This window comes from Paraperlucidibaca wandonensis, assembly GCF_042677145.1.
GTDB classification, from domain to species: domain Bacteria; phylum Pseudomonadota; class Gammaproteobacteria; order Pseudomonadales; family Moraxellaceae; genus Perlucidibaca; species Perlucidibaca wandonensis.
Genome location: NZ_JBHTIT010000001.1, coordinates 788,050 through 811,827, shown reverse-complemented (window position 1 = coordinate 811,827; position 23,778 = coordinate 788,050). Strand labels below are relative to the sequence as shown.

At 52.7% G+C, this 23,778-nt stretch carries 28 protein-coding genes; 19 read left to right on the top strand and 9 right to left on the bottom strand.

Annotation, left to right across the window (positions count from 1 at the left end; all coding sequences use genetic code 11):
* Positions 1 to 5: 5 nt before the first annotated feature.
* Positions 6 to 677: a heme exporter protein CcmB gene (gene ccmB, locus ACFQ0F_RS03790; protein WP_340674636.1), complete on the bottom strand. Its 672-nt coding sequence runs from the start codon at positions 675 to 677 to the stop codon at positions 6 to 8.
* Positions 677 to 1,300: a cytochrome c biogenesis heme-transporting ATPase CcmA gene (ccmA, locus tag ACFQ0F_RS03785; RefSeq protein WP_379072088.1), complete on the bottom strand. Its 624-nt coding sequence runs from the start codon at positions 1,298 to 1,300 to the stop codon at positions 677 to 679. Before ccmA ends, ccmB begins: the two co-directional genes overlap by 1 nt.
* A gap of 197 nt (positions 1,301 to 1,497) precedes the next feature.
* Here ccmA and dsbD point away from each other — a divergent pair, with 197 nt between their 5' ends.
* Both dsbD and ACFQ0F_RS03775 read left to right on the top strand, forming a co-directional pair.
* Complete coding sequence (gene dsbD / locus ACFQ0F_RS03780) at positions 1,498 to 3,417, top strand: protein-disulfide reductase DsbD (protein WP_379069304.1); 1,920 nt, start codon at positions 1,498 to 1,500, stop codon at positions 3,415 to 3,417.
* Entirely contained in the window at positions 3,408 to 4,046 is a 639-nt protein-coding gene (locus ACFQ0F_RS03775; protein WP_379069301.1) for a DedA family protein, read from the top strand. The genes dsbD and ACFQ0F_RS03775 overlap by 10 nt, the downstream gene beginning before the upstream one ends.
* Positions 4,047 to 4,080: 34 nt before the next feature.
* On the opposite strand, the gene ACFQ0F_RS03770 is transcribed toward ACFQ0F_RS03775, so the two are convergent.
* The 4 genes from ACFQ0F_RS03770 to ACFQ0F_RS03755 all read right to left on the bottom strand — a co-directional run bounded on the left by ACFQ0F_RS03770 (position 4,081) and on the right by ACFQ0F_RS03755 (position 6,821).
* Positions 4,081 to 4,617 (bottom strand): response regulator transcription factor, encoded by a 537-nt coding sequence (locus ACFQ0F_RS03770; protein WP_379069298.1) that lies wholly within the window; start codon positions 4,615 to 4,617, stop codon positions 4,081 to 4,083.
* A gap of 22 nt (positions 4,618 to 4,639) precedes the next feature.
* Positions 4,640 to 5,854 carry a sensor histidine kinase gene (locus ACFQ0F_RS03765; RefSeq protein ID WP_379069295.1) on the bottom strand — a complete coding sequence of 405 codons (1,215 nt, stop codon included), beginning with the start codon at positions 5,852 to 5,854 and terminating at the stop codon, positions 4,640 to 4,642.
* A 93-nt stretch (positions 5,855 to 5,947) separates the two neighbouring features.
* A complete protein-coding gene (locus tag ACFQ0F_RS03760; RefSeq protein ID WP_340674630.1) occupies positions 5,948 to 6,547 on the bottom strand; it encodes a superoxide dismutase in 600 nt (199 codons plus the stop codon).
* Positions 6,548 to 6,650: 103 nt separating this feature from the next.
* Positions 6,651 to 6,821 carry a PA3496 family putative envelope integrity protein gene (locus tag ACFQ0F_RS03755; protein ID WP_379069292.1) on the bottom strand — a complete coding sequence of 57 codons (171 nt, stop codon included), beginning with the start codon at positions 6,819 to 6,821 and terminating at the stop codon, positions 6,651 to 6,653.
* Between the two features lie 227 nt (positions 6,822 to 7,048).
* Here ACFQ0F_RS03755 and aspS point away from each other — a divergent pair, with 227 nt between their 5' ends.
* From aspS to ACFQ0F_RS03675, 16 genes are all read left to right on the top strand, one after another.
* Complete coding sequence (gene aspS / locus ACFQ0F_RS03750; RefSeq protein WP_379069289.1) at positions 7,049 to 8,878, top strand: aspartate--tRNA ligase; 1,830 nt, start codon at positions 7,049 to 7,051, stop codon at positions 8,876 to 8,878.
* Positions 8,879 to 8,888: 10 nt separating this feature from the next.
* On the top strand, positions 8,889 to 9,638 hold the full coding sequence (locus tag ACFQ0F_RS03745) for a YebC/PmpR family DNA-binding transcriptional regulator (RefSeq protein WP_340674627.1): 750 nt from the start codon (positions 8,889 to 8,891) through the stop codon (positions 9,636 to 9,638).
* A gap of 7 nt (positions 9,639 to 9,645) precedes the next feature.
* The gene (gene ruvC, locus ACFQ0F_RS03740) at positions 9,646 to 10,164 is read left to right on the top strand and encodes a crossover junction endodeoxyribonuclease RuvC (RefSeq protein ID WP_340674626.1); all 519 of its coding nucleotides are present in this window, start codon (positions 9,646 to 9,648) and stop codon (positions 10,162 to 10,164) included.
* 73 nt (positions 10,165 to 10,237) lie between these two features.
* Positions 10,238 to 10,858 carry a Holliday junction branch migration protein RuvA gene (gene ruvA, locus ACFQ0F_RS03735; protein WP_379069285.1) on the top strand — a complete coding sequence of 207 codons (621 nt, stop codon included), beginning with the start codon at positions 10,238 to 10,240 and terminating at the stop codon, positions 10,856 to 10,858.
* Positions 10,855 to 11,874 (top strand): Holliday junction branch migration DNA helicase RuvB, encoded by a 1,020-nt coding sequence (gene ruvB, locus ACFQ0F_RS03730; protein ID WP_379069282.1) that lies wholly within the window; start codon positions 10,855 to 10,857, stop codon positions 11,872 to 11,874. Before ruvA ends, ruvB begins: the two co-directional genes overlap by 4 nt.
* Positions 11,867 to 12,280: a tol-pal system-associated acyl-CoA thioesterase gene (ybgC, locus tag ACFQ0F_RS03725; RefSeq protein ID WP_340674623.1), complete on the top strand. Its 414-nt coding sequence runs from the start codon at positions 11,867 to 11,869 to the stop codon at positions 12,278 to 12,280. Before ruvB ends, ybgC begins: the two co-directional genes overlap by 8 nt.
* The gene (tolQ, locus tag ACFQ0F_RS03720) at positions 12,277 to 12,975 is read left to right on the top strand and encodes a protein TolQ (protein ID WP_449304924.1); all 699 of its coding nucleotides are present in this window, start codon (positions 12,277 to 12,279) and stop codon (positions 12,973 to 12,975) included. Before ybgC ends, tolQ begins: the two co-directional genes overlap by 4 nt.
* 2 nt (positions 12,976 to 12,977) lie before the next feature.
* On the top strand, positions 12,978 to 13,421 hold the full coding sequence (gene tolR, locus ACFQ0F_RS03715) for a protein TolR (protein ID WP_340674622.1): 444 nt from the start codon (positions 12,978 to 12,980) through the stop codon (positions 13,419 to 13,421).
* A gap of 88 nt (positions 13,422 to 13,509) precedes the next feature.
* Positions 13,510 to 14,409 (top strand): cell envelope integrity protein TolA, encoded by a 900-nt coding sequence (gene tolA, locus ACFQ0F_RS03710; protein WP_379069278.1) that lies wholly within the window; start codon positions 13,510 to 13,512, stop codon positions 14,407 to 14,409.
* 3 nt (positions 14,410 to 14,412) lie between these two features.
* Positions 14,413 to 15,699 carry a Tol-Pal system beta propeller repeat protein TolB gene (gene tolB, locus ACFQ0F_RS03705; RefSeq protein WP_340674620.1) on the top strand — a complete coding sequence of 429 codons (1,287 nt, stop codon included), beginning with the start codon at positions 14,413 to 14,415 and terminating at the stop codon, positions 15,697 to 15,699.
* A 139-nt stretch (positions 15,700 to 15,838) separates the two neighbouring features.
* Positions 15,839 to 16,474 carry a peptidoglycan-associated lipoprotein Pal gene (gene pal, locus ACFQ0F_RS03700; RefSeq protein ID WP_340674619.1) on the top strand — a complete coding sequence of 212 codons (636 nt, stop codon included), beginning with the start codon at positions 15,839 to 15,841 and terminating at the stop codon, positions 16,472 to 16,474.
* A gap of 188 nt (positions 16,475 to 16,662) precedes the next feature.
* Complete coding sequence (locus ACFQ0F_RS03695; protein ID WP_340674618.1) at positions 16,663 to 17,436, top strand: YbgF trimerization domain-containing protein; 774 nt, start codon at positions 16,663 to 16,665, stop codon at positions 17,434 to 17,436.
* Between the two features lies 1 nt (position 17,437).
* Positions 17,438 to 18,079: a 7-carboxy-7-deazaguanine synthase QueE gene (gene queE / locus ACFQ0F_RS03690; protein WP_340674617.1), complete on the top strand. Its 642-nt coding sequence runs from the start codon at positions 17,438 to 17,440 to the stop codon at positions 18,077 to 18,079.
* A gap of 3 nt (positions 18,080 to 18,082) precedes the next feature.
* On the top strand, positions 18,083 to 18,754 hold the full coding sequence (queC, locus tag ACFQ0F_RS03685) for a 7-cyano-7-deazaguanine synthase QueC (protein ID WP_340674616.1): 672 nt from the start codon (positions 18,083 to 18,085) through the stop codon (positions 18,752 to 18,754).
* A 25-nt stretch (positions 18,755 to 18,779) separates the two neighbouring features.
* Positions 18,780 to 19,322: a glycine cleavage system protein R gene (locus ACFQ0F_RS03680; protein WP_340674615.1), complete on the top strand. Its 543-nt coding sequence runs from the start codon at positions 18,780 to 18,782 to the stop codon at positions 19,320 to 19,322.
* Between the two features lie 56 nt (positions 19,323 to 19,378).
* Positions 19,379 to 19,843 (top strand): peroxiredoxin, encoded by a 465-nt coding sequence (locus ACFQ0F_RS03675; RefSeq protein WP_340674614.1) that lies wholly within the window; start codon positions 19,379 to 19,381, stop codon positions 19,841 to 19,843.
* Here the strand turns inward: ACFQ0F_RS03675 and ACFQ0F_RS03670 are convergent, their stop codons facing one another.
* The gene (locus ACFQ0F_RS03670) at positions 19,844 to 20,077 is read right to left on the bottom strand and encodes a sulfurtransferase TusA family protein (RefSeq protein ID WP_340674613.1); all 234 of its coding nucleotides are present in this window, start codon (positions 20,075 to 20,077) and stop codon (positions 19,844 to 19,846) included.
* Between the two features lie 78 nt (positions 20,078 to 20,155).
* Between ACFQ0F_RS03670 and ACFQ0F_RS03665 the strand changes: the two genes are divergently transcribed.
* Positions 20,156 to 21,646, top strand: coding sequence for a M48 family metalloprotease (locus ACFQ0F_RS03665; RefSeq protein ID WP_379069271.1), 1,491 nt, complete (start codon positions 20,156 to 20,158; stop codon positions 21,644 to 21,646).
* 60 nt (positions 21,647 to 21,706) lie between these two features.
* Here ACFQ0F_RS03665 and nadA read toward each other — a convergent pair whose 3' ends face one another.
* Complete coding sequence (gene nadA, locus ACFQ0F_RS03660) at positions 21,707 to 22,780, bottom strand: quinolinate synthase NadA (protein WP_379069268.1); 1,074 nt, start codon at positions 22,778 to 22,780, stop codon at positions 21,707 to 21,709.
* A 61-nt stretch (positions 22,781 to 22,841) separates the two neighbouring features.
* A complete protein-coding gene (locus tag ACFQ0F_RS03655; protein WP_379069265.1) occupies positions 22,842 to 23,768 on the bottom strand; it encodes a sterol desaturase family protein in 927 nt (308 codons plus the stop codon).
* Between the last annotated feature and the right edge of the window lie 10 nt (positions 23,769 to 23,778).

The window sequence follows — 23,778 nt, the reverse complement described above, 5'->3', positions numbered from 1 at the left end:
TCGCGTTAATCAATACTTTGGGTCAGGCCAATGGCGGCAGCGCTAGCGATTGGCGCGATCATCAGTGCCAGTAATAAAAATGCCGCTAATAAGGCCATAAAACCAGACACAGGCTGCCCAGCGACACTGGCTTGCACGGCAGCTGTGGCAAAAATCAATACTGGAATGTGCAGTGGCAAGGTAATTAATGGCACCAATAATCCGCCACGCCGCAAGCTAACCGTCAATGCTGCACCGATGGCGCTAATCAAGCTCAGCGTTAACGTGCCCATGAGCAAGCTCAAACACAGCACGCCAATGGCATGTGCCGGTAAGTTTAGTAACAGCGCCGCTAATGGTGCCAGCAACGTTAAACACAGGCCAGTAAGCAGCCAGTGCGCGATGATTTTTGCCAGCACCAGCCACGCCAATGGCGCCGAATGTAGCGATAATTGCTCTAGCGTGCCATCGTCAAAGTCGCTACGAAACAGCCCATCCATAGCCAGTAGCACGGCCAGCAAGGCCGCAATCCAGATGATGCCACCGGCGAGCTCACGCAATTTATCGGGCGCAGGGCTTACCGCGAGCGGGATTAGCGCAATCACCATCAGGAAAAAAACCAGCGGGTTTAGCCAGCCGCCTCCTTGGCGCAGACCGATGCGGAGATCGCGAACAAGCACCGCGGTAAAGGCCGACATCAGTGCCAGTCCTCAACAATCGGTTGAAGATCAAGGAATTGCAGCGGACAGTTTAGCGCTAACGGATGGTGCGTAGTGAGTAGTACCACGCCACCTTGCTCGCTGTGTGCTGCCAACCAGCCCTCTAGCTCGCGCACGCCAGCTTGGTCGATCGCGGTAAATGGCTCATCGAGCAGCCATAACGGCACAGGCTCAGTAAACAGTCGGGCTAGTGCAACGCGGCGCAATTGGCCGGCAGAGAGTTGGTGGCATGGCATATCGTCATAGCCGCCGAGGTGAACGGTATTGAGTGCTTGCGAAATAGTATGCGTCAACAAATTGATGCCGCGACACGCCGCGAGGGCTTGTAGGTTTTCAGCCACAGTTAAGGCCGATTTCACGCCAGGCAAATGGCCAAGATAAAGCATCTGTTGCGTGAAGGTATCGCGGTCATCATGACTGTCTGTAGATGCCCAGCTAACCTGCCCTGCTCGCCGCCCTGACAAACCTGCGATGTGCTTAAGCAAAGTGGTCTTGCCAGCGCCATTGGGGCCGCGAATTTGCATGACCGTGCCGGTCGGCAACGACAGATCGACATCGCAATATAAGCAACGGTCATCTCGCCACGCACTCAAGCCTTGCACTCGTAACACGGCCACCCCCGAAAAATCTGCGCGTAGTGTAGCCTAAGCGCTCGGCTTATGCGTCTCTCTAGCATCACCGACGGATTTGTCGGCATAGGCTTTGCAGCCTTCGCCCGTGCAGGCCATACTTGCGCGCCTTAACTGCCCTGAAATGTGCTTAATCTCATAGGTTTTGCCATGCCGAGTTTGAATACGCCATGAATTGCTCTCAGTCGCTAGCTTATCCTGCGCCGCGTGATCTACGCATGAAACGCGGCCTTTTCACCTTTGCGCTTTTTTGCTTGCTGTTTATTAGCACCAGCGTAAGTCATGCCTCTGGCCTTTTTGGCAATACGCCGCGCCAAGGCGAATTTTTACCCGTTGATCAAGCGTTTATTCCTAGTGTTTTAGCAGAAGATGGCGACCTAGTTCTGCATTTTGCCATCACGCCAGGGCACTATCTTTACGATAATCAATTTCAGCTGAAATGGGCCGATGGCAGCATTGCACCCATGTTGCCTGCGCATACCATCTCCAGCCTTGGCGAAAGCCATGACGACCCGACATTTGGCCGCGTCACGGTCTATCGCGAATATATTAATCTGACGATTCCGGCGCCGGCGCATGAGGCGACCGGTGTTGTCGAGCTTTTGGTGCGTTACCAAGGTTGCGCCGATGCGGGTTTGTGCTATCCGCCAGAAGTTTGGCGCGTGCCTGTGGACTTGGCGCGTTGGCAGCCCGATTTAAGCGGCTCAGCTACGATGGCGAGTGCGCCTGCTGTGATTCAACAAGAGCAAGCCTCTTTTGAAAATCTCCAACCTCAAGTTGCAGCCCCCTCAACTGCACCAGATGCCACCAACGCCAACGCCCTAGCACAATGGCTAGCAACAGCCTCATTTCCAGTTGTGCTAGGCATGTTCCTTTTGCTAGGTCTAGGCCTAGCATTCACGCCCTGCGTGTTGCCGATGCTGCCGATCTTATCGGCCATTATTGCAGGGCAAAAAACGCCAACCGCACGCCAAGGCTTTTTATTGGCGCTGAGCTATGTGCTCGGCATGAGTGTCATGTACACCATCGCCGGCCTGCTCATTGCCAGCCTCGGTGCGGCGGCAAACATCTCGGCCTTATTGCAAAAGCCGGCTGTGCTCATCAGCTTCGCGCTGATTTTTATTGCACTCGCCATCATGCTTTGGCAAGGCCGCGCCATCGCCCTGCCGCAAGCCTGGCAAGATAAACTCAACCAAGCGCAGCAGCAACAACGCGGTGGCGTCTACGGTTCAGTATTTGTCATGGGTGCAATCAGCAGCGTCATCGTCTCGCCTTGCGTATCAGCACCATTGGCTGGCGTCATGCTCTTCCTAAGCACGAGCCAAGATGCCGTCCTCGGTGGCAGCGCCTTATTTGCCCTAAGTATGGGCATGGGCCTGCCATTACTCGTGCTGGGTGCCGGCGGCGCGCGCTTGATTCCCAAAGCTGGCGGTTGGATGGATAACGTCAAACGCCTATTCGCCTGGGGCTTGCTCGCCGTTGCCGCATTGATGTTATTACGCTTAGTCAGCCCTGCTCAGGCACAAATTGGCTGGGGCGTATTTTTCGGCCTAAGCGCGCTTGGCCTCGTCAGCATCGGCTCGCAGCGTCGCCTCCTCGCCTTACTGCTCGCCACCATTATGATGATCTATGCCGGCAGCCTCGTTTGGTCTGGTGCGCAAGGTGGCCATCAATTGCTAAAACCATGGCAGCTGCCCGCTAAAGCTGTGCAAAACGGCAACGGTGAAGACGCTCTGGGCTTTGTCCGCGTTAGCGAGCGCGCAGATCTCAATAGTCTAATTGCCGAGGCTAAAGCCAAAGGCCAGCCAGTCATTGTCGATGTGTACGCAGACTGGTGCGTGAGCTGCATCGAAATGGAAAACGATGTGCTCGCCAAACCCAGCATTCAAGCGCTATTAAAACCGGCGAAACGCATCAAATTTGATATCACCGCCACCACCGCCGACCAATTAGCGTGGATGTCAGAAAACAACTTATTTGGCCCACCCGCGTATTTGTTTTGGGATGCCGCTGGCACGCCGCAAAACAACCTCGTTGGCGCCACCAGCCTTGATAACTTTGCCGCACATTTGGAGCGCGTATGGAACTGATCGACTTCATCTTGCATGTGGATGTTCACTTGCAAACCTTCGCCAATGAGCACGGTTCGACCATGATTTATGGTCTGCTATTTCTCATCGTGTTTGTCGAAACTGGCGTAGTCGTGATGCCGTTTTTACCCGGCGACAGCCTGCTCTTTGCCGCCGGCGCACTGGCCGCGACTGGCATCATGGACCCAGTGACATTGACGCTGCTGCTCTGGTTTGCTGCGGTGCTAGGTGACAACTGCAATTACTGGGTTGGCCGCACCATTGGTGAGCGTGTCTACACCTGGGATTCGCGCTGGATACGCCGCAAGGATCTTGATCGCACGCAGTCATTCTTTGCTAAACATGGCGGCAAAACCATCGTTATTGCCCGCTTCATGCCCATTGTCCGCACCTTAGCGCCGTTTGTTGCTGGCGTTGGCCACATGAACTATCGCCGCTTTTTCGCCATCGATGTCTTTGGTGGCATTCTCTGGGTCGGCACATTTGTCACGCTAGGCAATTTCTTTGGCAACCTGCCTGTCGTGAAAGAAAACTTTGTTTTCGTGATTTTCGGCATCATCGGCTTGAGTGTATTGCCAGGAATCATTGGCTTTATTAAAGCCCGTCGTACTGGGCCAATATTGCCGTAGTGCTTTTGATGAGGGCCGCTACTGACAGCGGCCCTTAATTAGCCACAGGGCGTTTACTTAAGCGCCGCTGCAATGTGCGCCGATGCATTCCTAAGCGACGCGCGGTCGACGACACATTGCCATCCTCTTCCAATAACACTCGCTGAATATGCTCCCAAGCCAGCCTATCCACGCTTAAAGCCGGCACATCGACGTGACGATCCGCCGCCGTTTCTTCGGGTGCATTGCCTACGCGCAAGGCGGACAAAATGTCTTCCACAGATGCAGGTTTAGCCAAATAGTTCACCGCCCCGCGCTTCACTGCATCCACTGCTGTCGCAATCGAGCTAAAGCCAGTAAGCATGAGCATGCGCAATGCCGGCCGAATAGCCAGAAGCTCAGGCAGCAACGCCAGCCCCGAAGCATCAGCCAAACGCAAATCCACTACCGCTGCATCCGGCTCAAACTCTAAAGCTAAGCCTAGAGCCGATGCACGATCAGCCGCCACGGCAACTGTGCAGCCACGGCGCTCACAGGCGCGCGCCAAGGCTGAACGAAAACCTTCATCATCATCAATAATAAGTAACTTCATCGGCGACTCATTAGTAAGCGCATCATTTTGACGCCAGCGGCAGCGGTAACGTAATGCTCACCACTGCACCGGCATCATTGCTGAGCGATAACGAGCCGCCAAGCTCATCTAAGGTAATCAGCGCCAAGCACAGACCAAGGCCTAAGCCATCAGGCTTTTGACTGGCATAAGGCTCCAAGCGCTGCTCATGTGCCGCGGTGAGCATGGCCTGCGTGAATCCCGGGCCATTGTCACGAATCTCACAGCTAAAATGCACAGCATTGGCACTCGCCTTAATGAAAACCTCCGTGGCTGGCGCCTCCAAAGCATTTTTCAAAGCATTACTAATAACTTGCTGAGCCTTCCACGGCATAGCAAGCGCAGTACTTGGTGAGCTAACAGTCAGCGTGATCTTTTTACTGGCGAAGCTTTCACGTAATGGCGCAACAATATGTTCCATGAGTTGCGCCAAAGGCTGCTCTGGCAACAGCTCAGGATGCTGCGCTTGCTCACGCAGCTCAGCCAAAATACTACGACAGCGCTGTAGCTGGGCTTGAACATCGGCACGTAAATCTGTCGACACGCCATCTAGCTCTTCCGCCAATAGCGTTAAGGTGGCAATCGGCGTCGCTAAATCATGCACGGCAGTGGCTGCTAAAGAGCCTAAAGCCAACGCCTGATCGCGTAATAACTGCTGGCGCTGCTGCTCAATGTGATGCTGCTCTTGTGCCCGTAAGCGCTGATGCATACGGCTGAGAAAAAATACCAGCAAGCCAGCACTAATGCCGAAGTTTGCCCACATGCCGAGCAAATGACCTTCATAGCTATGCCACGGCCAAGGATTTTGCGCGACGGGGATAGGCCACCAAAATAACGCGCCATAGGCACTAAGCATCAGCAGCGCTAAGCAGTACGTTTGTCGCCACGCCAATGTCGATGCAGCTACCGCCAGTGGCACAAGGTAATAGGTAATAAAGGGGTTACTACTGCCGCCGCTCTCGCGAAATAGCCAGGTCAAAACCACTAGATCAAACAGTAGCTGGAGAAATAACTCGTCATGATCAACAGCGAGCGTTGAGCGCAGCCGTAGCTGACTCAATACGTTAATTAGTATCAGTAAAGAAAAAGCCAAAAGCAGGCTTGTAAACCAATTTGGCGCAGGTTCAGCTAGCCATTCGCAAGCGAATGCCATCAGCACAAGCAGTAGCGCAAATGCCCAACGTAAGTTGATAAGCATGCGCACATGGCGTCGCAACATGGTCTCGGAATGCAAAAAAGCACCACGAGGGTGCTTTTTTGTAGACACGTTACGCGGCAACTTCGTGGTCAAAGTAGCCGCGTCACTAGGCACTTAGCCTGCCAAATTGGCGTTGGCAAAGTCCCAGTTAACCAGCTTGTCTAGGAATGTGCTGATGTAATCTGGGCGACGGTTTTGGAAGTCCAGATAGTAAGCGTGTTCCCAGACATCAATGGTTAACAGGGCTTTATGGCCATGAACCAATGGTGAGTCGGCGTTGCCGGTTTTGGTGACGGCTAATTTGCCATCGGTACCAACAACCAACCATGCCCAGCCTGAGCCGAACTGTGTAGCTGCTGCGGCTTTGAACAACTCAACGAACTTATCGTATGAGCCGAAGTCAGCATCGATTTTTGCAGCGATGGCGCCAGTTGGCTTGCCGCCGCCATTAGGCGTCATGCTGTTCCAGTAAAATGTGTGGTTCCACACCTGTGCGCTGTTGTTGAAGATGCCTGCTTTAGCGGCATCACCAGCACTAGCCTTCATAATGTCTTCTAAGCTTTTGTCAGCCAGATCAGTATCTTTGATCAGGTTATTCAAGTTAGTCACATAGGCATTGTGGTGTTTAGCGTGATGGAAACTTAAGGTATGCGCAGTGATGTGTGGTTCAAGTGCGGCGCTGTCATAAGGCAGTGCGGGCAATTCAAAAGCCATGATCAAATCCTTGTTTTATGTGAGTGAATCGAACCCCGCCATTATGCCCAGTCAGCGCCGACGTGCAAGTTCAAGGCGCTAACTGGCTTGAGCAATCGAACAATTAATCGTCTAAATCGAAATCGTAGTCGCGTAGTTCGCGACGTAGGCGGCGCTCGTCGAGCTTGTCATCTAAGGTTCGACGCTTATCGAGCACGTTTTTAACGGAATTGGTCTTTTCCGTCTCTTCGTTATCTTGATCACCCGCATCTTCTTCTAAAAATGCTTCTTCCATCACCAAGCCCTCCTACAGGCCACGCGTTATCGTGTTTAGCTGGCGATAGCTCATGCTCGAGCATGCAATTGCGCCGCTAAACGCGCTATTTACTCCAAGATTTTTCATCTGTAAAGCAATCTTTATAGCCTCATCCTTCGCAGGCACACGGCGACTTCGCTATACTTGCCCACCTGCTGAATTAGCAACAGCTATTCACCCCATTTTTGATCTGAGAAGTTGGCCTTATGCGTAGCCATTATTGCGGTAATTTGAATCAATCGTTTATCGACCAAACCGTGACTCTATGCGGCTGGGTGCACCGTCGTCGTGATCACGGCGGCGTGATTTTTCTCGATCTGCGCGATCGCGAAGGCTTGGTGCAAGTAGTCATTGATCCAGATACTCCAGAAGCATTTGCTACCGCCGATAAATCTCGCTCGGAATATGTGCTGAAAATCACTGGCCGTGTGCGCCAGCGTTATGCCGGCACTGAAAACAGCACCATGCCATCGGGTCAAATTGAAGTCTTGGGCAAAGAAATCGAAATTTTGGCGCAATCAGAAACGCCACCCTTCCCGCTCAACGATGACTTCAGCAACGTCGGCGAAGAAACCCGTCTTAAATTCCGTTTTCTCGATATGCGTCGACCAGAAATGCTCGAGCGCATGCGTTTTCGCTCAAAGGTCACTACGCTAATTCGCAATTATTTAGATCGCCACGGCTTCTTAGATGTGGAGACGCCCATCCTGACTCGTGCCACACCAGAAGGCGCGCGTGATTACTTGGTGCCGTCACGGACACAGCCCGGTAGTTTTTTTGCGCTGCCGCAGTCACCACAGCTGTTTAAGCAGTTATTGATGGTTTCCGGCTTCGATCGCTATTACCAAATCGCTAAATGCTTCCGTGACGAAGATTTGCGCGCCGATCGTCAGCCAGAATTCACACAGATCGACATCGAAACCTCGTTCATGAACGACGAGCAAATCATGCAGATCACTGAGGATATGGCCGTTGAGCTGTTTGATCAGCTGCTCGGTGTGAAATTTGACGCCTTCCCGCGCATGACTTATGCCGATGCCATGCGCCGCTTTGGTTCAGACAAGCCCGACCTACGTAACCCTTTAGAGTTGGTCGATGTCGCTGATTTGATGGACAAGGTTGAGTTCAAAGTTTTCGCCGGCCCAGCGAAAGATCCTAAAGGCCGTATCGCCGCCCTGCGCGTACCTGGCGGCGCTGCTATGCCACGCAGCCAGATCGACGAATACACCAAATTTGTCGGCATTTATGGCGCCAAAGGTTTGGCATACATCAAGGTCAACGATGTCAGCAATATCCATAATGGCGAAGGCAGTGGCTTGCAATCGCCCATCGTTAAGTTCCTGCCCGATGACGCGTTAAAAGCCATCATCGAGCGTACTGGCGCTGGCAATGGCGACTTGATCTTCTTCGGCGCCGATAAAGCCCGTGTGGTCAATGACGCTCTCGGTGCATTACGCGTGAAAGTTGGCAACGATCAAAAATTGCTAACTTGCGAATGGGCACCGCTATGGGTCGTCGACTTCCCGATGTTTGAAGAAATCAGCGATGGCCAGTGGACTTCAGTGCACCATCCTTTCACTTTGCCAAAATGCGACGTTGAGACACTGAGAACTAATCCAGGCGAAGCCATTTCGGTCGCCTATGACATGGTGCTCAACGGCACCGAACTCGGCGGCGGCTCACTGCGTATTTACAATCTCGACATGCAAAAGGCCGTGTTTAAAGCCCTGGGCATTAGCGATGAAGAAGCCAATGAGAAGTTCGAATTCCTGCTCGACGCACTGAAATACGGTGCACCGCCCCACGGCGGCTTGGCATTTGGCCTCGATCGCTTAGTCATGCTGATGACTGGCGCGACCTCCATTCGTGACGTGATTGCTTTCCCGAAAACGAAAACTGCCGAATGCTTAATGACGCATGCGCCAGCGCCGGTTGAAGCTAAGCAGTTACGTGAACTGGGTATTCGTCTGCGTGAAGAGGCGAAAGTGGCCGCGCCAGCAACCACACCGACAACTACGCCCGTAACTGGCGCCTAAGGAGTAAGCCATGGCTGGACATTCCAAATGGGCAAACATCAAGCATAAAAAAGCGCGTACCGATGCCTCGCGCGGCAAAGTTTTCACCAAGTTTATTCGTGAAATTACCGTTGCTGCGCGCTTAGGCGGCCCCAATGAAGCCGACAACCCGCGTTTGCGTGCCATTGTCTACAAGGCCTTGGGTGCGAATATGACGCGCGATGTCGTCAACCGTGCCATCTTGCGTGGTGCTGGTGGCGACGACGATAAGAAGCTCGATGAACTCACCTATGAAGGCTATGGCGTTGGCGGTGTTGCAGTGTTGGTCGAAACCATGACCGACAACATCAACCGCACAGTCTCGGAAGTGCGCCATGGCTTTAGCCGAAATGGTGGCAACTTGGGCACCAGCGGCTCAGTGGCTTACTTGTTTGCTAAGCGTGGCGAAATCGTTTTCAGCGCCGACACCAATGAAGACCGCCTGCTCGAAGTTGCTTTAGAGGCCGGTGCTGAAGATGTCGAAAGCGATGAAGATGGCTTCACTGTTGTTACCACGCCAGAAGCATTTGGTGCCGTCGCTGATGCCTTAGAGGCTGCTGGCCTTAAGTCTGAGCAAGCTGAAGTGACCATGAAAGCCAGCACCGAGGCCGACATCACTGAACTTGAGCAGGCCGAGAAAATCCTCAAGCTAATCGATATGTTAGAAGATCTTGATGATGTGCAAAACGTCTACACCAACGCCAATTTCAGCGAGGCAGTGATGGCCGCGCTGAACGCGTAAGCCACGCTTGAGCATCATCCTCGGCGTTGATCCCGGCTCGCGCATTACCGGCTACGGGATCATTGCCGCCGAGGGTCGTGGTTGGCGCTATGTCGACAGCGGCTGCATCCGTATGAAAACTGAAGAGACGCTGCCTGAGCGGGTGCTGACGATATTCCAAGGCTTAAGCCAAGTCATCGCGCAATGGCAGCCAACTCAGGCCAGTGTCGAGCAAGTATTTTTATCGAATAATGCCGACTCAGCACTCAAACTAGGCCAAGCTCGCGGAGCCGCGCTAGTTGCTATCGGCCATGCCGGCATAAGTGTTGCCGAGTACAGCGCCAGACAAATTAAGCAGTCTGTAGTTGGCACCGGTGCAGCCGATAAGGTACAAGTTCAGCACATGGTCATGCGCCTGTTACAGCTACAAACGTGCCCACAAGCCGATGCTGCCGATGCCTTAGCGGCTGCCTTGTGCCATGCTCATGCCAACGCAAATATGCTAAAAATGACGATTACTGGCTTGCGTCGAGGCCGTGGCCGTTAATGCCTCACGGCAGGCTCGTACACAATGTGCCAATTCGGTCCAGAGCAGCCTCATATAACAAGGATAACGTGGCATGATTTCGCGCTTAAGCGGCATTTTGATCGATAAAGAAAGCGCACATATTGTGCTCGATGTTCAGGGCGTGGGTTACGCCGTAGATGTGCCGTTGACCACGTATTATCAGCTACCAAGCACGAACGAGCCGCTGACCTTGTGGACGCATATGGCTGTGCGAGAGGATGCGCATCAACTTTTTGGCTTTCATGAGCGCGAGCAACGCAGCGTGTTTTTGCTACTGATAAAAGTCAGTGGCGTTGGGCCAAAACTGGCTTTAACTATACTCTCCGGCATGGAAGTCAGCGCCTTACGCAACTGCTTGCAGCGCGAAGATATCGCCACCCTCACCCGCATCCCTGGCATTGGTAAAAAAACCGCTGAACGCTTAGTGATAGAACTGCGCGATAAACTTGATAAGTTCTCCGTGTCATTGCCCGGCGAGCAAAAAGCCGCCAATGTTTCGCTGGTGCCAGAGGCAACCGCCAGTGAAGAGGCGATGAGCGCGCTTGTGGCCTTGGGCTATAAGCCAGTAGAGGCGCAGCGGGCGGTTAATGCCGCGCTAAAAGACAGTGCCTTAAACAGCGATGACACCGCCAGTGTCGTCCGCGCCGCGCTAAAAGGCCTATTGAAATCATGAGTGTCGAATCCGATCGCCTCATCACCGGTGAGCGCAAACCTTTAGAGCAAGCCATTGATCGCGCCATTCGCCCAACGCGCCTTGAAGACTATATCGGTCAGCCGCAAGTGCGTGAGCAAATGGCCATCTTCATTGAGGCCGCGCGCAGCCGTGAAGAAGCGCTAGACCACACCTTAATCTTCGGTCCACCAGGCTTAGGCAAGACCACTCTGGCTAATATCATTGCCCGAGAAATGGGCGGCGAATTGCGCTCAACCTCCGGCCCTGTGCTTGAGCGCGCTGGTGATTTAGCCGCACTCCTGACCAACCTAGAAGCCGGTGATGTCTTATTTATCGACGAAATTCACCGCTTATCGCCGGTAGTGGAAGAAATTCTTTATCCAGCAATGGAAGATTATCAGCTCGATATTGTCATTGGCGAAGGCCCTGCCGCGCGTTCGATTAAGCTCGACCTGCCGCCATTCACACTGATTGGCGCCACCACGCGCGCTGGCCTGCTCACTTCGCCATTGCGCGACAGATTCGGCATCGTGCAACGCTTACAGTTTTATAACGTCGCCGACTTAACGCATATCGTCACCCGCTCTGCAGATTTATTGAATTTGCGAATCGAGCCTGCAGGCGCGGTTGAGATCGCTCGCCGAGCTCGTGGCACACCGCGTATCGCCAATCGACTGCTACGACGCGTGCGTGACTTTGCTGAGGTCAAAGGCAATGGCGTCATTTCGCAAGCCATCGCTCAAGATGCATTGACTCTGCTCGATGTTGATCCACAAGGACTCGATGGCCTCGATCGGCGCTTCTTATTGCTATTAATAGAAAAATTTAGCGGCGGTCCAGTTGGCGTTGAGTCATTGGCGGCGGCACTTTCTGAAGATGCTGGCACGCTTGAAGATGTCATCGAGCCCTATTTGATTCAGCAAGGCTTACTAATACGTACGGCTCGCGGGCGCATGGCCAGCCAACAAGCGTGGTTGCAACTCGGCCTAAAGCCGCCGGAGCAGCGTAATGACTGAGTTTAGCTGGCCTGTGCGCGTCTATATTGAAGACACCGACGCCGGCGGCATTGTCTATTACGTCAACTACTTAAAGTTTTTCGAGCGCGCTCGCACCGAATGCTTGCGTAGCCTCGGCTTTGACCATTATTTAACGAGCCCAGACCCCGTGTTATTCGTTGTCCGTCACGCCAGCGTTGACTATAAACAACCCGCTCGCCTAGATGACCATCTCATGGTCAGCGCAGCCATAAGTAAAATTGGCCGTGCATCGCTACATTTTCGTCAACGCATTACGCGCGCCGGCGTCTTCATAGCCGATGCTCATATTGAAGTTGCCTGTGTTGACCAACAGCACTTGAAACCACGGCCGCTGCCCACTACCTTGTCCGACTTACTTGCACCCTTGCTAGGAAATACCCCATGACCGCTGCTCCCGAGATGACCATCACTTCCTTAATCCTCGGTGCCAGCCCAGTTGTTCAGGCTGTCATGCTTATTCTTGTCATCGCCTCTGTGATGTCTTGGGGCATTATCATGCAGCGCCGCGCTGTCTATAGCCGCGCAAAAACACTGGCATCAAAATTCGAAGAACGCTTTTGGTCCGGTGCTGATATGCGTCAACTCAGCGAACAAGTAGCGCAATCACCTAGCACCGATTCTGGCTGCGAGAATCTATTCCGTGCCGGCTTCCAAGAGTTTCTCCGTCTGCGTGAAAAAAATGCCGACCCAGATGCCACCATGCAAGGCGTGGCACGTGCTTTACGCATTGCGCTGAGCGTTGAGCAAACTCGCTTAGAAACACAACTACCCTTCTTGGCCAGCGTTGGCTCTACCAGCCCATACATCGGCCTATTTGGCACAGTCTGGGGCATCATGTCGTCGTTTATTGGCTTGGCAAAAGTGCAGCAAGCCACGCTCGCAGTGGTCGCCCCCGGCATTGCAGAAGCCTTGATTGCTACTGCCATCGGCCTGTTTGCTGCTATTCCAGCAGTGCTTGCTTACAACCGTTTTGCGGCAGAAAGTGATGGTTTATTGTCGCGCTACGAAATCTTCGCCGAAGAACTAAGCAGCATTTTGCATCGCGAAGCACACTCTGCTCGCTCGAGCACAGGCCACTAAGCATGAGCTTACAGTCTTCGTTTCGGCGCCCACGCAAAAAGCCCATGTCGGAAATGAACGTGGTGCCTTATATCGACGTCATGTTGGTGCTTCTAGTAATTTTCATGATCACAGCGCCAATGCTCACGCAGGGTATTGAGGTCGACTTGCCTGAAGCTGAGGCCGATGCATTATCAATTAATGACCAACAGCCGCTCATCGTCACCATTAAAGCCAATGGCAGCTTCTGGCTGCAATCTGACCCGACCACGCGAAATGAAGTGAGCATGCAAAACCTACCGAATGAGATTCGGGCGCTACGTCAATCACGCGGTGAAAAGCTGCCAGTCTTGGTTAATGGCGATCAGCGCGTCAGCTACGGCCGTGTCATTGAGCTGATGTCATCTCTGCAACAAGCTGGCGTCACGCAAGTAGGCCTGCTGACTGAGTTACCCAACACGCCATGAGAGCGCCCAGCCGTTTAGTCTGCTTACTAAATAGCTCACCCGCGATGTTGAGCGGTGCAAACTCGTCTTGCTGCAGGATTAACGCTCGATGAAGCTGAGCTGGCCTGCCACCACGCTATCGCTTATTGGTCACGCCGTATTGGTGTTGATCTTGGTGCTATTTGCTCGACCACATACATTGCCGGACGTTCCTAGAGCTATGCAAGCAATGTTGGTAGCACCTCCAACCACGGTAAAGGCGGCACCTAAGTCATCGGCACCAGCAGTTGAACCTGCGCCCGAACCATTGCCGGCTCCTGACCCAGAGCCGAAAATTGAGCCAAAGCCAGAGCCCAAAGTAGAGCCCAAAGTAGAGCCCAAAGTAGAGCCCAAAGTAGAGCCTAAAAAAGAGCCTAAAAAAGAGCCTGTGCCTGAGCCAAAGACTGAAACTAAACCTGCACAGAAGCCAGACGCAAAGCCAAAAGCTAAACCTGATCCAGAGCCTAAGCCCGCGCCTGATAAAAAGCTTGAGAAAAGTCCAGACCCCGCCGCTGAAACAAAACGCGTCATGGATGAGGCCAAACGAATTGCCGATGCCGCGCAAGCCAAGCAAGAGGCAGACATACGTCGTAAGCAGCAGGAAGTGCTTGCCCAGCAAATGCAGTCCGAAATTGATGACCTAGCCAACTCAGCGACCAATGCCGCCCTAGCTAAACAACAAGCGGCGCAGTTGCGAGAGTTCACACTAGCCATCAACCGTAAAATTAAAAGTCAGTGGCGCCGCCCACCGCAAGTAAGCGGACAGCTCAGCACACTGATGCGCATCACGCTAATTCCGGGCGGCGAAGTCACGTCGGTTATCGTCACCAAAAGCAGCGGCAATGAAGCCTTCGACGCCAGCGTTAAAGATGCTGTTTTACGCGCCAGCCCGCTACCGGTTCCTGCCGATGCAGCTGTGTTTCGTGATAACTTCCGTATATTCTCGCTGAACTATACTACTGAGGAGTAACTTATGGTGTTGCGTCACACTTGGCTCGGCCTATGCTTGCTGCTGGTCTCAAGCTTAGTCCAAGCGGCTCTGACCATTGAAATCACTCAGCGCTTAGATGACGCATTGCCCATCGCCGTCGTACCTTTTGGCGGCATATCCGCAGGCGATAACACCGGAAACATCATTCGAGCCGACTTAGATCGTAGCGGTCGTTTTCGCTCGCTCGACACAGCGGCCCTGCCCGGTCGGCCCAGTAGCAGCGCCGAAATGCTACCTGGCGTTTGGCAAAATGTGGCAGCCGACTTAGTTGTTATTGGTCAAGCCAGTAAAACCGCCGATGGCCGCTACTCATTCCGCTATGAGCTATTGAAAAAAGGTGGCCTTGAGCGCGTTTTAGGCGAAACCTTTACTGTTGATGCCAGCCGCTGGCGTGATGCCGCGCACTACATTAGCGATCGCATTTATAAGCAAGTTACCGGTGAGCCGGGCGTATTTTCGACAAAAATTCTTTATGTGAACCAATACAAGCGTGACGGCAAGCGCCGCTATCGTCTTGAGCTTTCTGATATCGACGGCGAGCGTCAAATCACCTTGCTCGACTCTGTTGAGCCGATTTTGTCGCCAACATGGTCGCCAAGCGCTCGCCAAGTTGCCTATGTCTCTTTCGAAAGCCGTAAGCCGGCCATTTTTGTGCAAAACCTAGCCACTCGTCAGCGCACTAAGCTCACCGACTTTGCTGGCCTTAATGGCGCCCCAGCATGGTCGCCCGATGGTAAATCGATGGCACTGACATTATCTCGTGATGGCAATCCAGAAATTTACCTAATGGATCTCACCACCAACGCACTGAAGCGCTTAACGAATAACCCCGCCATCGACACTGAGCCACGCTGGAGCAATGACGGAAAATCACTCATTTTCACTTCTGATCGCAGTGGCGGCCCACAAATTTATCGTCTCAATATCGCCAATGGTGAAACCAAACGCCTCACCTTTAGCGGCAACTTTAATGCCCGCGGTGATATCAGCCCTAATGGCCGCTACCTGTCCGTCGTCCACCAAACTGGCGGCAGCACTTACGCTATCGGCATTCAAGATCTTAATAACGGCGTATTCAGCATCCTCACCGATACACCTTTGGATGAGTCACCAAGTTTCTCACCCAATAGTCAGATGGTCGTTTATGCGACCCGAAAAGGCAGTTTAGGCGTGCTTGGCATTATGTCTTTGGATGGCCGTTTTAAGATGCGATTACCCGCGGTCGATGGCGAAGTTCGTGAACCTGTATGGTCTCCCTATTTACGCTAATGCCGATGTAAGTTAATGTTGCGCCATGTATACAGCAGCCTGAATATTTTTTGAGCTACTGCGACTCGTGGATGACAACGAATACGTTAAAACCATGAAAAAAAAATCGTTGTTCATTTTTGAAACTAAGGAGCACATCTTGAAACTTGCCAAGTCCGTTAAGCTGGCCACCGTTGGTGCAATCATCGTAAGTCTTTCGGCTTGCTCGATTTTCCAAGGCCCTCGCCCTATCGACCCCAATGACGATTCGCAGTTTGAGAATTTACCACCGGCGCCAGCCATTGAAGCAGTCACACCGATTGCCGAAAACATTGACTCAATGCCTGAGACTGGCTCTGCTAACCTCGGTAACCCCATCGAAGGCAATGTGATTGCCGATAGCTCGTCTCAAGTTATCTCTACCGATAGCTTGTCTAGCTCTACCGACCTGTTGCGCATTCGTGTGTACTACTTCGGCACCAACGTTAGCGATATCACCGCGATTGCTTATGGTGGTCTCAATGCTCACGCGCAATACTTAATCAACCATTCCAGCGCACGCCTGCAGCTCTCGGGTCATACCGATGAACGCGGCACACGTGAATACAACTTGGCTCTTGGCGAGCGCCGTGCCAACGCTGTGGCTCGTTACTTAGTCAGCGCCGGTGTCAACGCGAACCAACTGACCGTCGTCTCTTACGGCAAAGAAAAGCCTGTTGCTGATGGCAGCTATGAAGATGCATGGTCTAAAAACCGCCGTGTTGAGCTAGATTACGTGTCGGGTAGCCCCAACTAATCACACAATCGATACGCAATAATAAACGGGCTACGGCCCGTTTATTATTTACACTACCGCTGCTTGCTACACTTTACTGGTCACCTTGAGGAAACATCGCTATGTCACGGTTTGCTATCTGTCCGTCTGCAAGACTCGCCACTGTCGTTTTTGTTGTGAGCTCACTGTCATTAACAGGCTGTCAATCCGTGTCAGCTGAGCAGCGCAGTAACGGCTTACGCACCATGGCGCCAGTAGAGAATATTGATCAACGTAAAGCCCCTGCTGCCGCATCAGCCACTCCTAAAGCGAACCCTGCAGCGGCTGTAGCAGCGACACCCGCCGTCGCCAACCCTGCTTGGGATATGTTTCAGCAGCTTGAAGGTTTGCGCACAACAGTAGCTAGCTTACAAGGCCGTGTTGAAGAACAGCAGCAAGTTATTGATCGTTTAAAGGAAGATAGTCGTGCTCGCTACACCGACCTCGATCAGCGCATTGGGCTGCTAGAACAAAGCATGGGACCTGCGCCGATCAATCCTGGCGCAGCAGCAGCCACACCCGCTGCCGCAGCAACATTGGCCGATATTGAAACGCAGAAGCAAGCCTATTTAGCCGCGTACCAAAGCTTTCGTAGCGATGGTCCAGCAGCTGCTATTGGCTCAATGAATGCATTTATTTCGCAATATCCCGATAGCGTGTTTGTCGCTAACGCTTACTACTGGCTCGGTGAATTCCATTTAGCCGAAACACCCGCTAATTTAGATGCCGCGAGCGCGCAATTTAATCGCGTCATTAAAGAATACGAAGGCAGCCCAAAAGTGGCATCGTCTTACTACAAGCTAGGCACCATTGCTGACTTACGCAATCAGCGCAACGAGGCTCGCCAGCTCATGCAAACCGTGGTCAATCGCTTCTCAGATAGTGCCGAGGCCGGTCTTGCTAAAAGCTATCTCGATCAGAACCCGGCTGAAGTGACACGCTAAAGTGAGCCTTCGCATCACGGAAATTTTTTACTCGCTGCAAGGCGAAGCACGAACCGTTGGGAGACCAACGGTTTTTGTGCGTTTAACTGGCTGCCCGCTGCGCTGCACCTGGTGTGACAGCGCCTATGCCTTTCAAGGCGGCACTATTTGGTCTGAAGATAAGGTCTTAGCCGAAGTTGCAAGCTTTGGGCCTCAGTACGTCACTGTGACCGGTGGCGAGCCTTTGGCGCAGCCTGAGTGCATCAGCCTATTAGAAAAACTCTGCGATGCTGGCTATGAAGTGTCTTTAGAAACTAGCGGCGCTCTGGCAATAGATGCTGTCGATGCGCGCGTGGTCAAAGTTATGGACTTAAAAGCACCTGGCTCAGGCGAAGTGCATCGCAACCGTGTTGAGAATATCGCCTGCCTAAGCCCAAATGACCAAGTTAAATTCGTCCTAAGCACTCGTGAAGACTATGACTGGGCAAAAATGCAATGCGACCTACATGGCCTCTATGAGCGCGTTAGCGATGTGTTGTTTTCGCCCACACATGAGCTGCTTGAGCCACGCACATTAGCCGAATGGATACTCGCTGACCGCCTGCCGGTACGCCTGCAATTACAACTTCATAAATACCTTTGGAACAACGCCCCAGGACACTGAGTTATGCCGCATGCCGTGGTCTTACTTTCAGGCGGACTCGATTCGGTCACCTGCCTCGCCCTCGCCCAATCACAAGGTTTTAGCGTTACTGCGCTGAGCTTCGACTATGGCCAACGCCATAATGCCGAGCTCACTGCCGCCCGAAATATCGCTAAGCATTACGGTGTCACAGACCATCGCGTCGCGCATATCGACCTCGGTGCTATGGGTGGTTCAGCACTCACTGATGCTGCCTTAGCCGTGCCAGAAACTGAAAGTGAAGGCATCCCCATCACTTATGTACCTGCTCGCAACACGGTATTTCTCGCCTTCGCCTTGGGTGTCGCTGAAGTCACGCAAGCAGAGGCTATTTATATCGGCGTTAATGCCGTGGATTACTCGGGCTATCCTGATTGCCGGCCGGCGTTTATCGAGGCTTTTCAGACACTCGCAAACCTAGCCACGAAAGTCGGCGTTGAAGGTGCTAGTGTGCGCATTGAAACGCCGCTAATCGCCATGCCCAAGTCTGAGATTATTCACACTGGGCTTAAGCTTGGCGTAGATTACGGCTTAACCGTGTCATGCTACCAAGCTGATGCTCAAGGCCATGCCTGCGGGCGCTGCGATGCCTGTCGCCTACGCCGTGATGGCTTTTTGGCTGCAGGTGTAAGCGACCCCACGCGCTATCAAGCCTAAATTTTATTTTAACGAAGGAAACGTTATGCGCCCTGATGCCGAACATTATTTAGTTATTTCCGCCATGGGCACCGATCGCACTGGCATCGTTGAAGCACTAGCACGCGCCGCTAGCGAATGTCGCTGCAATATCGCCGACTCGCGTATGGCCGTCATGGGTCGCGAATTCACCATTATTTGGATGGTGTCTGGCACGTGGGATGCCATCGCCAAACTCGAAGCGCAGCTGCCAGCGGTCGCCAAACGTTTATCGCTAGAGATGATTTGCAAGCGCACCGAGCTTCGCATGCAAGCGGTGCCAGCCATGCCCTATACCGTGCATGTAATTTCGCTGGATAACCCCGGCATTGTCTCCGATATTGCTAATTTCTTTGCCAGCCAAGACATCAATATCGAGGCTATGGAAACCAATACCTACGCAGCGCCACACACCGGCTCGCCGATGTTTGCGCTGGCGATGACGGTGAACATTCCCGGCCAAATCCACATCGCTTTATTGCGTGAAAACTTCATGGTGTTTTGTGATGACCGCAACCTCGACGCGATTATCGAACCGTATAAGCCTTAACGGCATATTTCGCTGAAACGCACTTCTCGTCTCATCGTTCACATAGGAGCCACTCCATGACTGTCAGTATTGGTCAAGCCGTCGCCGAATTTTCGCTAGCCGCTACCGCCGACAAAACGATTAGCCTGTCATCGCTGCAAGGCAAACGCGTTGTACTGTATTTTTATCCGAAAGATGCCACACCGGGCTGCACACTAGAAAGTCAGCAGTTTCGTGATCTGCACGCTGAGTTCGTGGCTGCTAACACAGTCATCTTAGGTGTCTCTCGCGATAGCGTGAAGTCGCACGACAAATTTCAAGCCGCGCAAGAACTACCCTTTGATTTGCTCAGCGATGCCGATGAAGCCTTATGCACTAGCTTCGATGTCATCAAGCTAAAAAACATGTATGGCAAACAAGTGCGTGGCATCGAACGCAGCACTTTTTTAATCGATGAGACCGGCGTGCTGCGTCAGGAATGGCGCAAGCTGAAGGCAGATGGCCATGCCAGTGCTGTTTTAGAGGCTGTGAAAGCGCTGTAATTAGCCTTGAGCATCAATAACAAACTGCGCCGAACCATCAGGGCTTGTGTCTAATGACACCAGCTGATGGCTGGTGTGACGTAAAAATGCCGGAATGTCACGTTGCGCTCCGCTATCAGTCGTGAGCACAATCAAACGCCTGCCCGCCTCGGTCTTATGCAGAGCTTGTTTCAGCTTTAGTAATGGCATCGGGCAGCGTAGGCCACGTAAATCAAGTGTGGTTGCGTCGGTCATTGCAGTCATCGGCTAGCGTAGTATCGGCGTTCATTCTACCATGAGCCTCCGGCACTACTGCCGGCCCAGGAGTATGGTGTGTCCTCTTGTTATCGTCTGCAATCTTTCTCACGACATCTGCGTTGCGGCGTTTTGGCACTCATGCCTCTTGTGTCCTTAAGCACCTTCACCAGCAATGCCGCTCATGCTGGTATATTTGATGACCCCAATGCCCTGCCCACACTTGGCCAACCAGCCGATCTCATTGCCGATGGCCCAACTGAGCAGCGCCTAGGCCAAGCTTGGCTGCGGCAACTACGCGGCAGCGCGCCTTTATGGCCAGATCCATTAGTCCGCGACTATATTGAAAGCCTGCTCTATAAGCTGTCACTGCACACCCCGCTGCAACAACCTGACTTTTCGGTCGTCGTTGTCGATGACACTCAGGTCAACGCCTTCGCTGTGCCTGGTGGCGTAGTCGGGGTCAATACCGGACTGATTTTAAGCTCCGATAGCGAAGATGAATTGGCCAGCGTGCTTTCTCATGAGCTCGGCCATTTAAGCCAACGCCATTTCGCGCGCTCGCAAGAAGCCAATCAGTACAATCAATGGCTAGCCCTAGCAGGGCTATTAGCGAGCATTGCTGGCGCGGCAGCGGGTGCAGGTGGCGACTTAGGCGTGGCGGTAGGTGCTTCGGCACAGGCACTCGCGGTGCAAAACCAGCTTCGCTACAGCCGTGCTTACGAACAGGAAGCTGATCGCCTAGGCCTGCAAACCTTAACCGAGGCTGGTTATGACCCGCATGCCATGCCAGCGTTCTTTCTAAAGCTCGATCGTAATACTCGTAGACTGGGCTATATGCCGGAGTTTTTGCTGACTCACCCCTTATCGACCACGCGCTTATCGGATCTTGCTCGCCGCGTCGCTGATACCCCGCGTGTGCCATTAGCCAATCATCCTGAATTTCGCTTTGTGCAGATGCGCTTGCAAGTGGCCTACAGCACACAGCTCGACGACCTTATTGGCGCCCTCTCAAACTCGCTTAATGGCAGTAGCAATTCAGAGGCCAGCCGTTTTGGCCTGAGTTTGGCGCAGTTTCGCAAAGGTGATGTAGATGCCGCACGCGAAACGCTGGCACCGCTACTGAAGAGCGACCCAAATCGCTTGGACTTTCGCATCAGCGACATAGATTTGGATTTAGCGGCAAGAAACTACGCTAGCGCTTATGAAAAATCTCGACGCAGCCTAAGTCTTTTTCCAAATCAACCGAGCTTGCTGCTACGCCTAACTCAGGCTGCCCTGCCTTTGGGCAAAGCCGATAGTATTCGCGCGGACTTAGACAGAGCTGTGGCCATCCGCCCAAATGATAATGGCCTATGGCGCTTGATCGCTGACTGCGCCCTCAAGCAGCAAGACACCTTGGGCGTATTTCGTGCCAGAGCAGAGTATTTATTTCTAGAAGGCCGTTTGAAGGCCGCAGAAGATCAATTGAGCAATGCGCTGCGCGTGGCTGGTGAAAACTATTCATTGAGTGCGCAAATTCAGCGACGACTTGCGGTAATGCGTAAGCTTGATCAAGAGTTTCGCTAAGGCTTTTGGCTGACTGATCGCATAGATTACTAGGCGATCAGTCTTGCCTCATTCGGCGTCTTAGCCACCACGGCTAAGCTTAAGCTCGGCGGAAAAATCCAACATGCGCTGCAAAGGTTGCATTGCCAGCACACGCGTAGGCTCATCGACAAAAATCTCCTGATCACCATTACGCAGCACCTGCGCTAGGTTCTCTAATGCGTTCATTGCCATCCATGGGCAATGTGCGCAAGAGCGACAGGTCGCGCCAGTGCCAGCAGTTGGTGCTGCCATAAAGGTTTTATTGGGAGCTGCCTGCTGCATTTTGTAGAAAATGCCACGGTCGGTCGCAACAATAAATTGCTGATGCGGCAGATCTCTAGCTGCTGCAATGAGCTGCGATGTCGAGCCCACGGCATCAGCCACGGCCACCACAGACTCAGGTGACTCGGGATGCACCAATACGCCAGCATCAGGATATTGCAGCTTCAAGTCTAAGATGCCGCGCGCCTTAAACTCTTCATGCACGATGCAGGAGCCATCCCAGAGCAGCATGTCGGCGCCGGTGGTTTTTTGCACATAGGCGCCAAGGTATTTATCCGGCGCCCATAAAACTTTTTCACCAAGTCCGGCAAGATGATCAACTACATCAACGGCAATGCTAGAAGTCACCACCCAGTCGGCGCGGGCTTTGACCGCTGCCGAGGTATTGGCGTAAACCACAACGGTATGGTCTGGATGCGCATCGCAAAAAGCACTGAACTCATCGATTGGACAGCCAAGATCCAAGGAGCACGTTGCCTCGAGCGTAGGCATCAATACGCGCTTTTCAGGATTGAGAATCTTCGCCGTCTCGCCCATAAACTTAACGCCGGCGACGACCAGTGTTGTCGCAGAGTGGGCATTGCCAAATCTCGCCATTTCTAGTGAGTCGGAGACGCAACCACCGGTTTCTTCGGCTAGCGACTGGAGCTCGGGGTCGGTGTAGTAATGCGCAACGAGCACGGCATCCTTGGCCTTTAGCAGCGCTTTAATTTCTTCGCGCAAGACGAGGCGTTGATCAGGGCTGAGGTTGTCAGTATCGCTAGGTGGCAGATGTAAGCCATCAAGGTGATGTTGTACGAGGCGCTGAGCCGCCGTTTCAGAAGAGGTCATGGCAAAGTCAAAATCAAATAAAGAGGGATATTAGCGCAGCCAAGGCCACGCGGGTACAGGCTCAGGGCTCGATCGGCTGCTTTCTAGGCTCACGCTCCCATTCAGGAGGCGCCCAAATATGCTTTAAGCGCTGGGCTATTGGCCCAGGCTTGGCAATATCTCGCAGCATGTCGATGAACTCATGAAGGTTCAGCGTGAGAATATTATTGCTGTGGACTTGGCGCACAATGCCGTACTCCACTTTCTCCTCTTCCGCCTCAAACGTACCAAAGATGCGATCGAAAATAATCAACATACCACCGTAGTTTTTATCGATGTATTGCTCATTACGGCCGTGATGAACACGGTGATGTGATGGCGTCACGAAAATATATTCGTACCAAGCCGGCAGTTTCCGCACTGATTCGGTATGCACAAAATATTGATACGCCAGATCGACGGCATACATGGCTAAGGTGATTTCTGGTGAAACCCCAAGGAGCATTAAGGGCGTGAAAAATAGCCAATAACCCGTTAATGAATACAGCATGCTTTGGCGCATAGCTGTGCTCAGATTCATGTGCTCACCGCTGTGATGCACAACATGGGCACACCAAAACCAGCGAATGCGGTGACTGCTACGATGGAAAACGTAGTAGCAAAACTCAAGCAAAATAAACAGCGGCACGATGGTCCAAATATTCACCGGCACATTGAAAAAACGTTGGTCATAAACCCAATGCATTGCTGCCATGAAAAATAGAGCATGCACGATCAACTCAAACACTTGGTAAATGCCGCCCAAGTTTAAGTTGGTCAATATGTCTTTGCCGACAAACTGTGTGGCTTGACCACGGCGGCGCATCACCCACCATTCGATAAGAAATGTGCCGATAAATATCGGAGCCAAACCGATCAAAATAATCTGCTTCCAATCGACCGGCCCACCGAGCCAGCCCTCAAGTGTGGGTATGGCTTCTTGGAATATTGTTTGCGCAGTATCTAACATGATCGTGGTC